The organism is Sphingomonas sp. R86520 (assembly GCF_042466285.1).
GTDB lineage: Bacteria > Pseudomonadota > Alphaproteobacteria > Sphingomonadales > Sphingomonadaceae > Sphingomonas.
Map to the genome: position 1 here is coordinate 25,936 of NZ_JAXHBZ010000002.1, position 12,967 is coordinate 38,902.

General features: G+C 53.6%; 12 protein-coding genes. All 12 read right to left on the reverse strand.

The genetic code is table 11. The annotated features are described in order from the left end of the window. Positions 1 to 433: 433 nt before the first annotated feature. The gene (locus SJY41_RS20460) at positions 434 to 1,564 is read right to left on the reverse strand and encodes a glycosyltransferase family A protein (protein WP_380784235.1); all 1,131 of its coding nucleotides are present in this window, start codon (positions 1,562 to 1,564) and stop codon (positions 434 to 436) included. A gap of 5 nt (positions 1,565 to 1,569) precedes the next feature. Continuing rightward, complete coding sequence (locus tag SJY41_RS20465) at positions 1,570 to 2,805, reverse strand: glycosyltransferase family 4 protein (protein WP_380784236.1); 1,236 nt, start codon at positions 2,803 to 2,805, stop codon at positions 1,570 to 1,572. 24 nt (positions 2,806 to 2,829) lie between these two features. After that, on the reverse strand, positions 2,830 to 4,071 hold the full coding sequence (locus tag SJY41_RS20470; RefSeq protein ID WP_380784237.1) for a class I SAM-dependent methyltransferase: 1,242 nt from the start codon (positions 4,069 to 4,071) through the stop codon (positions 2,830 to 2,832). 302 nt (positions 4,072 to 4,373) lie between these two features. Beyond that, complete coding sequence (locus SJY41_RS20475) at positions 4,374 to 4,607, reverse strand: hypothetical protein (protein WP_380784238.1); 234 nt, start codon at positions 4,605 to 4,607, stop codon at positions 4,374 to 4,376. Between the two features lie 50 nt (positions 4,608 to 4,657). Further along, positions 4,658 to 5,986: a glycoside hydrolase family 5 protein gene (locus tag SJY41_RS20480; RefSeq protein WP_380784239.1), complete on the reverse strand. Its 1,329-nt coding sequence runs from the start codon at positions 5,984 to 5,986 to the stop codon at positions 4,658 to 4,660. Between the two features lie 469 nt (positions 5,987 to 6,455). Then, on the reverse strand, positions 6,456 to 6,914 hold the full coding sequence (locus SJY41_RS20485; RefSeq protein WP_380784431.1) for a hypothetical protein: 459 nt from the start codon (positions 6,912 to 6,914) through the stop codon (positions 6,456 to 6,458). Positions 6,915 to 6,916: 2 nt separating this feature from the next. Further along, on the reverse strand, positions 6,917 to 7,474 hold the full coding sequence (locus tag SJY41_RS20490) for a polysaccharide biosynthesis/export family protein (protein ID WP_380784240.1): 558 nt from the start codon (positions 7,472 to 7,474) through the stop codon (positions 6,917 to 6,919). After that, positions 7,471 to 8,724: a glycosyltransferase family 4 protein gene (locus SJY41_RS20495; protein WP_380784241.1), complete on the reverse strand. Its 1,254-nt coding sequence runs from the start codon at positions 8,722 to 8,724 to the stop codon at positions 7,471 to 7,473. Before SJY41_RS20495 ends, SJY41_RS20490 begins: the two co-directional genes overlap by 4 nt. Then, positions 8,724 to 9,419, reverse strand: coding sequence for a sugar transferase (locus tag SJY41_RS20500; RefSeq protein WP_380784242.1), 696 nt, complete (start codon positions 9,417 to 9,419; stop codon positions 8,724 to 8,726). Before SJY41_RS20500 ends, SJY41_RS20495 begins: the two co-directional genes overlap by 1 nt. A 124-nt stretch (positions 9,420 to 9,543) precedes the next feature. Continuing rightward, positions 9,544 to 10,122, reverse strand: coding sequence for a hypothetical protein (locus tag SJY41_RS20505; protein ID WP_380784243.1), 579 nt, complete (start codon positions 10,120 to 10,122; stop codon positions 9,544 to 9,546). A gap of 137 nt (positions 10,123 to 10,259) precedes the next feature. Further along, positions 10,260 to 11,627 carry a Wzz/FepE/Etk N-terminal domain-containing protein gene (locus SJY41_RS20510; RefSeq protein WP_380784244.1) on the reverse strand — a complete coding sequence of 456 codons (1,368 nt, stop codon included), beginning with the start codon at positions 11,625 to 11,627 and terminating at the stop codon, positions 10,260 to 10,262. A gap of 6 nt (positions 11,628 to 11,633) precedes the next feature. Then, positions 11,634 to 12,938: an ATP-binding protein gene (locus SJY41_RS20515; protein WP_380784245.1), complete on the reverse strand. Its 1,305-nt coding sequence runs from the start codon at positions 12,936 to 12,938 to the stop codon at positions 11,634 to 11,636. Positions 12,939 to 12,967 lie beyond the last annotated feature (29 nt).

Consider the following 12,967-nt stretch of genomic DNA (forward strand, 5'->3'; position numbering starts at 1 on the left):
CGATTTACTTCGTGAGAGCATTTGCTTGTTTAAATTTTACCTGATTAACTCCGCATATGTGGAGATTTACAGCCAATCACGACAGAATATCTACTACGATGTTTCTGTTTGTGGCACTATCCGGCGCTGTTCTGTTCGCGTTTATATTGCTCATCGTGTGCCTATCGCAATATATTAATTCGACAGGTTCGGTTAATGGTCGATATATCCACTACGACAAAGATGAAGAGGGATGGTGTCTTTTCGATCGTGATTGAATACAGATCCCTGATATACAAGATCATCAACCTTCATCGGCAAAGTCTCCAGTTATCCATATCAGCAATGTCGTAATATTTATTTATTCAATATAAATAAATTGAATCGCTCGTAATGCGAATAAGGGAGTTTGTCACTGCGTCGCCTACTACCACGTCCGACGTATTGCGCTGCTTTAATTTAATAACGGTCGTGCCACCACCGTCGCCTTGTGACCACGATCGATGATCTCCGCCTCCAGCGGACGCTTTCGTGTACCTGCCACTGAGAAATATTCAGGATCAACAGAGGGCCCGATCTTCGTATTTTTACGACGGACCCAGATGATATACGCCGGGAATCCAAAAATCCCAGCAAGATAGTTCCTGTAGCTCAGCTTGACGCCGGTATCATAAAGCGTCTTTTCTAGGTCATCCAAGGCAAGGCGATAGCCTTTAAAACGCCATCTTATTGCTGTTCTTGCTATATTTGCCAATGAGAAGGCTTTCGCTCGAGCATAAGCTTTCTTGGACAAGCAGTACGCTCCAAACTCAATCATTATTTCAAAATACGTCATCAACATCATGTTGATTTGAAGTGCTGCGACGGGCGTACGACCGTCAGTCGCGAGACGGTCAGAAAAGTTCTGACCGTGACGCCGTGTGTATACAAGCGGTTCTTCAATGTAACCAAGGGAACCTCGCAAGACCATACGCACCATCGCAAACGGATCGGCACCGACTTTGTGCGTACCAAAAAACGGTTTTCCAATATCCCGACTATCAAAACGACCGAATAAATGCTGATATGGTAACCAGCATATACTTCGATCCATAATCATCCTAGCGGCAAGCTTGCCGTCGATGATGTTTGTACCCGCCGCAATATTGGCGCGGCGGATCATGTCGCAATATACATCATGACATGATACAACGTGTACGTCGGGGTTTTCTTCACACAATGCAACGAACTTTGCAATGCAGGTCGCGTGCATCACATCGTCGGCGCAGTGTAGTTTCACATATAGGGCATCGTTTGGAACGAAGGCGAAAGCCCGGTCCCAGTTATCCGTGATGGGTAGTATAGTGTCGTTCCGATACCTTTGGATCTGAACATTTTTGCCGTCGTATGCGTCGAGCAATGCGGCCGTGCCATCCGTGCTGGCATTATCTAATATGATGTGAACGATGTTGGGGTATGTTTGCGCCTGAACGGAATCCATAGCAGCCTTTAGGAACGTCTCTCCATTCAATACGGGAGTTACAATCGCCACCAAAGGCAATACAGTAGAAGACTTTGCCATATGCACCCCTAGTAATGCGGTCATCGCCGCTACGGTCCTTGCAACCCTACCGATATCGTTGGAATGTTATCCAAATATTCCGGATAAACCGCAGCCGATTTGGGATGATCTACGTTCATAGAAAATAGTTGATTCATACCCGCAACCTCAGCCATGCGCGTTCCGCTCAGTTCAAGGCGCCATTTTTTCGAGAATGATTCCCGCGTGAAACGACCAATGCCCTGCAGCAAGGCGTTGGTGCGCGCTGAGAATTCGGCGTGAGACATGTTCCAAAGGGTCGTCATTGCCTGCGCGATCTGCGCTTCGTCCTCAGGATCTACAGTAATCGCCCCCTGCCCCGCTACTTCTTCCAGCACGCTGTTTTCACTAATAATCGGGACCAAGCCGCGTCCGATCGCCTCGGCGACCGGCATGCCAAACCCTTCGAGGCGACTTGGCAGGACAAAGCCCTTTGCCTGCGCATACAGCCAAGCAAGCTGACTATCCGAAACGTAAGGCAAAAGATCGACACCCGGCGTGATGGCAGCTGCCTCTACGACAGCTTCCCAGCCAGGCTCGTGAGCACCGCAAAGCGCGTATCGGGCGCCGAAAGCCGCGAGTCCGGACCGGGCAAAAGCGCGGATCGCTGTGAGTTGATTCTTCCGCCGACCCAGGCTGCCAACAGTCAGGAAGAACGGCGGTGGCGCTTCGGTGATGGCAGTCTGCGCACGATCGTCAATGTCAGCACGCAGATGCGGATATATAACGCTCATCGGACACTGCGAGCTGACCAGCCGTTCAAATTCGCGTTGCGTACTCGAACTTACAAAAACCATGCGCGGGCGAACACGAGCGATCTTTGCGTATACCCTCTCATACAGCCTTTGCAGCCACCCCGTAAACAGCTCGGGGTGCGTTAGGGGCCCCAGGTCATGGCACAAGACAATGTCATGCGGCGTAAGGTCTGCCATGATGACGGTGAAGGGGTCGAGGTAAAGCGTACGCCGGCTTGCTCGACGGGGCGGAAGATGAATAGCGCAGGAGTAGGCGTACAGGCGCTTCTCGACCTTCAACCCGTAACGCAGTCCAATACCAGCTTGAAGATCAGCACGCTCGCTAATACCCCGCCAATATCGCACATCAGCAATAAGCGACTGATGATCGGCGATTATATCCCTACCGAGAAAGTATTTTCCAGTTCGATTCTCCAGAGCCACTGAAAAATCGACGCTCCAGCGCTCACCTGACGTCCCGGTTGCAAAATTGACCTGGTGTAGAAACGCCATATCCCCCTCCATTTAACGCAGCCCTCATGCGGCAAAAATTGCAGGCCAGGGAATGGCTGATATGAATTGGGTATGCGGATGCGCAGCCCATAGGGAGGTATCAGAGACGATTTCCTCGCGAAGGTTCCAGGGTAGAATGACGACATAGTCAGGCTGTGCTTTATCAAGAGCACTCGGCGACCGGATAGGAATGCGTACCCCTGGGATCATTCGCCCCTGCTTGGATACAGCCCGATCAACGGTGAAATCGATAATGTCGCGCCCGATTCCGCAGTAATTCAACAGCGTGGTTCCCTTCGCAGGCGCGCCGTAAGCAGCGATGCTTTTGCCCTTGCTCTTTAGCCCCTTGAGCATGCCGCGAAATTCATCACGTAGTGCACGCACACGGATGGCCCAATCCGCGTAAGTTTCGTCCCGGTCGATCCCGTACGCCAATTCTTCATCAAGCAGAGCTTGTACGGCCGGACTAGTTACATGCGCCGCGTCTGCTCGGCATACAAAGTATCGCAGCGATCCACCATGTGTCGTCAATTCCTCAACGTCAAAAACTCGCAGTCCAGCGCTGGCAAAAACACGCATCGCCGCAAACAGTGAATAATAGGAAAAATGCTCGTGGTATATGGTATCAAATTGCAAACGTTCCATCAATCGAAGAAGATGCTGGACCTCGATCGTGGCAACGGCATCCGGCTTTAGAAGCTCGTAGATACCCGTAGCGAAGTCATTGACGTCGGGAACATGCGCAAAGACATTGTTGGCGGTGATTAGATCTGCTTGTCCACCGCGTTTAATCATATCAAGGGCGTACTCGCGGCCAAAGAATGCGACCTGTGTATCTATACCCTTTGCAATCGCGACGTCCGCTACCGAGTTACACGGCTCTACCCCTACCGCAGAAAGACCGTGAGCGATAGAATATTGAAGCAAATAGCCATCGTTGCTTGCAAGCTCTACGTGGCGAGTGCCTGGCTTCAGAGAGAAACGGTCGACCATTTGATCAACATAGTCGCTCGCGTGAGCCAACCACTCCTGAGACGTAGACGAGAAATACGCATAATCATCGCGAAATAGGTCAGAGGCGTCTTTGTGATCAATCGTCTGGGCGAGCCGACAATCGGCACATACCACCACTTTCAAGCCGACAATGGCATCGGCCTCCGGCGCTCCAATCGGATCAACATAGTCGTTAGCGACAGGCATCTCGCCCAGATCTGCCAGCACGAGATCGATTGATCCCCCACAATGACGACATCCACGTCCCTGCATAGCCGCGCCTCCACATGCAAAATTGGCCGAAGATCACAATGATCAACCGCCCCCACATACCTGAGTATCAGCAGATAGATCGTTAGCTAGTATCTTGACGAGGTACTCCGTAGTCACGCCGTGATACTACTCCGAATTCCTACCGACATTTATAGATGAATGTGTGAATAGGTGGCATTCCGGTTGTTGGCCATGCGCTACGCCACCAATTGCAGCCGCATGAGGGAGTGGGGAAACCCAGCCGGAAACCATTAGACAATGCTCAGAGATGGGGTGGACATGCTCTTAAAGCATTATGTCGTTCAGCCCGCCAGCGACGCCGGCGTGCTGATCGCCTGCCAGGACGAAACGGGGCAGACGTTCGTGATGGTAAGCAACGCCGTCATAGAGCATCGAATAGGGATCGGATCGCCGAACGCGCTGCAGAAGCGGCGCCACGTCGTGGAGCACGCCGTCGAATTCATCACCATATCAGAGATCAAGCGCAGCCGGTTTCGGCCTTCGACGGACGTAACCTGGATACTCTTGCGCGACATTATTGCAGCCGGGAGGCAGGACGACGTTGTTCTGCCTCCCGTAACTGTCCTTAGCCCCCCTTTATCAGGCGAACGATCCGGCGGTCTGCCCCGGTGATCACCCCCGTGCTGTTCGTCGTCGGGAACAAGTTCATGGTATAAGCATCGTTAGGATAGGCGATATCCTGATGCGCCGTAAGTCGAAGCCCCGCTGCTCGCGACGCCTTTAGAAAACCTTCAACGATTGGCAGCCATTCATCACGATCAGGCGCGCCGAATTCGCCCATATGGCCTCTATCGGCAAAGCCGTGATCTGCTAGCCATTTAATAAACGGTGCTACGCGCTGCGCACCCAAGTTTGCGTTTGACGGCGCCTTTTCACTACCACCGCCATATACGCCGGCAGAACTTGCATCGAAATACTGATGTGCCGACCAAATGATCTTCTTGGAAGGATCGTTGAGCGTGTGCAACGTCGGATTACGCGATGGCCAGAACTCAGCGCTTGCCCAACCATAGCCGTCGATAATGATCGTAATCGCGGTATCGATTTTACGGATAGCATCGATAGCGGCTTGGCAGGCTGATCGCCAACCGCCCTCACCAATAAGAAGATCATGCGGCTCGTTCATCAGTTCGATGCCAACGACCGCCGGATGGCTACCGAATGTCTTGACGATCTTTGCACAATAATCGGCGAATGCCGCGATCGGTACCTGGGTTGATCCCAATTGGGCTTTGGATTTTTTTGCCCATGTACCATCATACCCCACGTAACGTTCGCCGTAGTTATGACAAAGATCGAGAACAACCTTCAGATTGTTCTTTTGCGCCGTATCAAGATAATATTTGACGAGCGATACGGGATTTCGCAGCGGATTATTCGGATCCGCGTAATGATCAAGCAGTTGCTCGCCGAGCTCACCATTGATCCGCGGCTGCATTCGCTCCCATGAAGCTTCAAGCCGGACGTGATCCATTCCGACACTCGCATAATAGGCAAAGTGACTGACCGGGGTAACGAAGACCTCGCCATTGAGGTGTCCCGGTAAGGTATCTGGAGCGCCTTCGATCGTAGACAAAGACACGCCGCGCGAAAACGTCGCTACGCTCCCCGCCGGGGCTGCGGTCTCAGGAACAGCGGCAGGAGGAATGACCTCTGGTGTGGGTGTTGGGGTTGGGGTTGGGGCCGCTACGGGCGCCGGTGTGGGGGATGGCACGACGACAATCCCGGTCTCACCGGCGCCGGCACCCGAGGACTCACCGCCACAACCAGCCAGAGCTGCGCCACCCAATGTCAGCCAGGCAATGACATGACGACGATCCACGATATTGGGCGGGGCATCGCTTTCGTCATCAGCACTTATCGAAGAATTAGAGGTAAGATCGAGGGGTCGCATAGTAGCGCTTTCGTGTACGTCATCGTTTCCAGCTGAGGCTTGAGCAAGCAGATGTTGCCTCGGCAGCAACTACATAACCAAGCTAGCGAAATGAGTAACGGTGATAACCACTAGGATCACGTTCGATTGCCGTACGACGTAAACGTTTAGTGTTACGAATGATACGACAATGGCATATGTGATGGCCCGTGCTCTCCAATCAAAGCGCACGCGATCCTAGTTCTCAGGATAATATCGATATTAACTATTAATTAATAATATGTTTCATGATGCCGCAATCTTTCCACCGTTCTGCGCAACTATCATGCGCCGCAATTTCAAAGTGCGTCAATCGGCCGCCATGAACAAGTACCTCTTTGTGGGTACACGACTCTTACAAACGGCGTATAGGTTCATTTTGGTTGTAAGTTTTCCGGTGTGGACCTTCCCACGATACGGGCTGCGAATATCAATCAAGAAACCACTACCATCATATGATTTTTCCCCAGTAATCAACATGTTGCGTCTCCGCGAGCGCTGGCCACTGGGCAATAGCCTTAGTTGCCACACGCTTGGCGATACGACCTGACATTGACATATGTTGTGTGCTGGAAATGCTGTCTATCCATAGTGATTTTACGCCGAATAGCCTTCCAAGGAAGACGAACGGAAGCATTGGCGCGGATCCAGTGGTAACAATTGCCACCGGCTGCTCCAGACGTAGAATCTTCAAGGCTTGCAGGAAGATTGGGAAGAACGCAGCTACGCTGAAACGAGACGCGTCAGGAACCGCATAAAATCGACTGTCCTGCACGGCTTTGCCATAGTTTTCAAATGTTGAGACATAGACGACGTCAAACCCCGTAAACGCAGGGCGAAGTCGCAGGAGTTCGATCCAATGCCCCCCCCCCGATGCCCCGGCGAGGATCACGGCTTGCTTGATCTGCATGGTCAAAAATACCGTTCGGCTACTCGAACCGTATCACCGGGATGGAGCGGCGTCGCGGCGGTAAGGAGCGTTGAGACTTCTACGCCTGCATCGTCGCGAATGATGAATATACTACGTTTGTTTGCCCGGTACGTAAAACCCTGCGCTGTTGCAACGGCCTTCACGACCGTCAAGCCATTGGTGAATGGGTACTGCCCGGGTTTTGCGACTTCTCCATAAATGTAATATGGACGATACTCAGTAACTTCAGCCCCTACACGGGGATCGCGTACAAAACCGCCGCTCTGCAGTTTACTGCTAATCGATTGCTCAAGTTGGGTCGGGGTTAATCCTACGACCTTTATGCCACCAATCAAAGGCAATGCGATTGATCCGTCGGCTGCGACGACAAAATCCCCGCCTAGGTCCTTAAACCCGAAGGTTGTGATTCTAATTTTGTCACCCGCGCCAAGCAAGTACGCTGACTGCATCGCGACGGCATCGCCGGGCGGCAGAGATCTTGCAGCGCATCCGGACAATAGGGTAGCCGCAAGGCCAGCCAATAGAATGTTCCTGATCATGAAGTCCCCTCTCCTTGGTAAAGATTACGATAGCCCGGACTAGGTACAGCGATGAGGCTATTGTGAATGATATCTTTATTCGTCTCTGGACGAATCGAACCGTTATTCGGAGGGCTTGCATACGCGGTGCCCCGATCAACACATGCCTTTACGTAGGCTGCCTCGATATCGGCAAGGACGCCCGGCCAAGCGAAAGAGGCGAGCGCTGCCGACAAGGCTTGGCGATCTGATGGCCTGGCGGCGGCAAACCGCTCGAGAAATGCCGCGGGATCAGGATCGGCATCAAAATCGCACAACATGCCGGTCTGAAGACGTTCGAAGGTGCGTTGAAATGCGGGGATAGTAGACAGCACTGGAAACAACCCGGCCGCGGCAGCTTCCACAGCCGCAATTCCGAACCCTTCGTACCGCGATGCGCATGCAAAGACACTGCATCGTGCGATCAATTCAGCAAGTCGTCCGTCAGTTGGCGCGGCATAGAATTCTACCGCGCTTGCAACGCCGAGGCGCAAAGCCAGAGACCGGAGAATAGCGATTTTAGTACCCATCTCCTTGCCCGCGATAATGAGGCGCCACGCCGGCGATGCCTTGTGAACTGCGGCAAACCACAGCAGCAGGCGGTCGACATTCTTGCTGGGCGCCAGCCGTCCAAAATAGATCACAGTCGTCGCTGTTGGATCGCCAAGTCCGGCAAATTTCTCAGTGTCGACGGCGTTTTCGACAAGAACGACCTTATTGCCCGCGATTGGAGTGAAGGTGCCCGCGTCTTGAACGCTCGATGCGATCACGGCGGCATAGTGCTTCAGGCTAAGCCGCGTAATCGTTGCGAACCAGCATCTTTTCAGCCACCCGCCGCGGGGCGTGTGGAAGATCCCCCCGTGCGTTGAGACGACCATCGGTCGTCGGTGCCAGCGTTGCGTCACCGCCAAGAGATCAACAGAGGACTCGATGCCATGAACATGGATGATATCCGCGTCGCTGACATGGCGGACCATGCCGGGCGCGAACGGGTATTTCTTGAGTCCACGAAACGGCACACGGACCACATCAACGCCTCCGTACCGCTCGCGACGTGGAAGCGGTGCGTTATCGCCATCAAAGATGCGATCGAGTGTGACGACGCGGACACGATGCCCAGCCTGCGCCTGCCCTGTCGCGAGTAACGAAACGAAGTTCTCGATACCGCCGATACCAGGCAGATATTGCCGCACGACGTGTACAATAGTCATTGGCGAGATCACGTCGGCCATTAGTATGCGCTGCGATCACGTACCATCTTCGGTACGGTTTGGAAAATGATCGCGATGTCAAACAGTGGTGTCCACCGCCTGATATATTCGACATCGGCGTCAAGGCGTCGTGCCATATACGAGAGGTCGTGGATTTCACCACGCAAGCCGCGCACTTGCGCCAACCCTGTCAGGCCTGGCTTGACCAAAAAGCGCTTTCCATACCCCTCGAGCAATGAACCGTAATATCTGTCATGAGCTAGCGCGTGGGGCCTGGGACCAACCAGCGACATGTCGCCTAGAAGAATATTGACCAGCTGGGGAACTTCATCCAGGCTGCTGGCCCGTAGGAAGCGGCCTACAGGCGTAACACGTAGATCGCCGCGTCGCGCATGCGCGATCATATCGCCGTCCTCGACCACCGTCATGGTCCGGAATTTGATGATGCGGAATGGTTTTTCACAATATCCGGTGCGCGCCTGTCTAAAGAAAATCGGCCCCCTCGTGGTTAAGGCGATAGATATAGCAATAACAGTCAACACAGGAGCCAGAACGATTAGCGCGATTAGTGATACGACGATATCAATCGCACGTTTTGACGATGCCAATGCATGGGCCGTATCAACCATCACATTTGACGTTGCGTCAACGTAGTCCGCATTCGTAGCAACTGATTCCGCTAAGGAACCACCGTTATCCTCTGCCGACAAAAGCATATCTTACCCTTTCACAAGCTTAAGATAGAATATACCGGTACTAAGCCAGTATACGAATATCTCATTGGTATGATATGTTTATTTGCACTAGTTATCTGTGATCATCTCATCTCGTTGATATAATTCATTGTGCTATTATGATACCGAATAGTGTCGTGTTCATAGCAATAAGTCGTTGCCGCATGTGATCGACTTTTGCGATTTCGGTCTTGTTGCGACGGACAACCAGGACGACCCCGTCCATAACTTCACATAACGACGGAGGATCGTTTGTTGCGTTGCCGCCATCGACGATCAGCATATCGTGCCAGTCCAGCAACGGCATAGCGCGTCGATGAAACCTCTCTCCATCGATAAGTGCAACCTCTGGCGTATCGGCCTCGCCAGCTGTCAGCAATGACAGGTTTCGGACAGACGTAACCATCGTAGCTGCCCGTGCTTCACTTGCTCCGGATAAGACCGTTGCAAGCCCGTCGCCAAGCGGCATGCTTAACAGGTCGTGCTGCATGGCATCGGTTAGATTGCCATCGACGATAACGGTGGTCACGCCAGTCTGCGCATACGATATGCCCAGGTTCGCTGCAATGATAGCCGCTTCGGCTGCAGCATCGATACCTACGACAGCAATAGATCGTGCCGGTGCCGAGCTTGGCCGTACAAGCGCCGAGATCGAAAGCCTAAGCGAGCGGATTAGCTGCGACATCTGACTATCGCTGTCGCCTACTCCCCCCGCAAGGGGCCCAGGCAAACGGTCTACGGGGAGTTGATGCGCAAGCCCCTCGCCCTTCGTATACACGATATCGTTGGAACGCGTGTCCTCTTCTACCGATCGAATTCGCATCACATTCCCCCTGACAAAATGCGTCCTGGCCTGGACGCGGCAAAATTGAACCGTCCGATTACCGACGCATCGATTGTCTCCATCAGCCCGGCAGATGTACGGACCAGTGGGCGACGCACTTCGAGTATGACTGCTATCAGCACCCCGAGCACCAAGCCTGCGAGCGCTGCGATAAATAGTAGCAACGGGACATTGGGACTGGCGGGCAAAAGAGGCGGTGTCGCGCGGTCAACCTGCTGCGCATTGGTTGTAGGCAGCCCGCTTTGCAGCCGCATCAGGTTTAGTCGCTGCGTCACCGCGTCGTACGCTTTTTGAGCAGTAGCGACGTCGTTCTGCAACGCCTCAACTTCCGACTGATTGCCTGAGAGGGCCAACATTCGGGCCCGTTGCTGAGATACCAAGCCCTGAAGCTGAGACTCTCGCGAAGAGGCGGCCGAACTGGCGACCTTCAAGGATCGACTGGCAGTAGACGTCTCGCTACCCAACTTTGCACGTAGCACCGCCAGTTCGGCTTGCGCTGCCAGCATATCGGGGTGATTTGGCCCATGATTTGACGCCAACTGACCAATCTTGGCTTCACTTATCGCTGCCTGCTGCCGGAGCGATTGAATAACCGCGGTCGATTGAACGTCTGGTGATTCCGATACCCGCGTACCAGCGCGCGCGCGCAGATCGGCCGCGCCTCCTTCGGCTTGAGCCAGTTGCCCCGAAAGTGCGCCCAGGCGGTCAGCCTCAAGCGCCAGTACACTGCCATCGACGATACCGTGGCTACGCTGAAAGTCCGTCAGCCGGCTTTGCGCTTGTTCAAGCTTGGCCCGGACTTCGTTGGTGCGCTGCTGGAACCAGCTGGCATATTGCTTCGCCGTGTCAGTGCTGATCTGCATTCTCATTGACACGAAGTTTGCGGCAAAACTATTCGCAATCCGCGCAGCAAAATCAGGATTATGGGCGCTGAAACGAACTGCAAGAACGTTTGTATCTCGCTCGGGCAGGACTTCTAGGTTTGCAAGCAGGTCGGTGGTCAACCAACGCTCGAAGGATCCCGCCTTGTGACCTCCTTTGGTCCAGGTATCCGCAAGTCGTTTATTCAACAAAAGCTTTTCTGCAGAAATAACGCGGCGTGCCACGGCATCGCTTTTGATAATGTCAGCCTGCGTGCCCAGCAGTGATCGGTCGTCTTGCGACGCACTGGATTCCTGTAATGCCGGACTCGGCCCCTTCTCGTCGAAAAGCAGCGATGCGCGCGCAACGTAAATGCGCTCGACAGTCGATATCCATAGGATTGCTAGCGCGATCGACAGTATAAAGATCCCTAGGATCAGTTTCCAACGGGCGCGTAGAGCAGCCCACATATCGGATGAGAACATCGTATCTTACCCCCGTTGCAGATTGACGGCCCGCGCCGCATGTCCAATCGAAAGAATTGCCAGTAAAAACTGCGGGGCCGCCCCGTCGCGAAAATAGAAGCGTTCGGGATGGCTTTCGTCGACGCGCAGCGTAGCACCGAGCACGGCCTGCATCTCGCTATTAGCATGGACGCAGTCAGTAGCTGCCGCCTCACGTGCGCAACGCTCTAGTTCCTCGCGCATCTCTGGCTCCGAGTTTTCCAGATCCCTGAACAACGCCGCGTCGGGGCCATTCACCATCGCCCACGTATCGAACGCACGCGCCATACCTGCCTGCATTATCTCCATATCGATGGCGCGCGTGTTACGCCGTGTCGCCTCGATCGCGGCAACGTAACAGAAAAGCTGAAGATGATAGGGGGAGCCGCACGATATTGACGTGATCAAGGTACGACACGCCGCATCGAAGGTCACCCCTGCTCGCCCGGCACCGGCCTCGATAAGCGCGAGCATATCGCCCTGCGATATCCGACCAATCGGGATCGGCACGAGGTGCCGGCGCAACGACGGGTGCGAACGGATCAGATCGTCGAGCGTACGTCCAATACCTACAATCAATAGCTGAACTGGTGAACGAGCGTCAGACAGCAGCTTGATTAAGGTGGCAACCTGCTCGATGACCGCCGCGCTCTCTGCGCGGTCGAACTCATCAAAAATCAGAATGATCTGTCGGTCAGATGATAGATAAGAGAACAGGTCAACGATCGCCCTTGCACCAAATTCACCATCCAGCAGCTCCATATCGCGATCAAAGTTCGCCTTGTCCTTGAGCGATACCGATGAGTCGGGAATAAATCCCAGATAGGGCCGAATGAGCTCAGCAAATGAGGTAGTTGCCTCACAAGCGGCGTAAATAACGACAGCCCCTTGCTGATCAGCATAATCACCGAAAACTTGCGCGAGCGATGTCTTTCCTGACCCACGCGCACCATGAATGACTGCATGCTGTCGGTTAAAAAGCACGGCGTCAAATAACGCTTCCAGCTTATCATCGCGACCGTGAAGGTTTTTGCGCTGACGAACGGGGTGTGCAGAATCGAAGGCGTCCATGATACGGACGGTTTCGTTCCGGTTTACAAAACGCCCTCCTAACGAAACTGAATCATTCTTGGCGGGCGCCAACACGTCTGCTTGTTCATGTTCGAGTGGCATCACGACGGGACCATGATACCGATGATCTTCTGGCGATGAGACTAGCCAATGCCAAACACCGTTCAAGAACCGCGTCAACGGGTTGCCGGAGATCTTTGTCAAAGCGAGACTACCGTTCATCGTACACCATTTCGCATAAAAACCCCCGG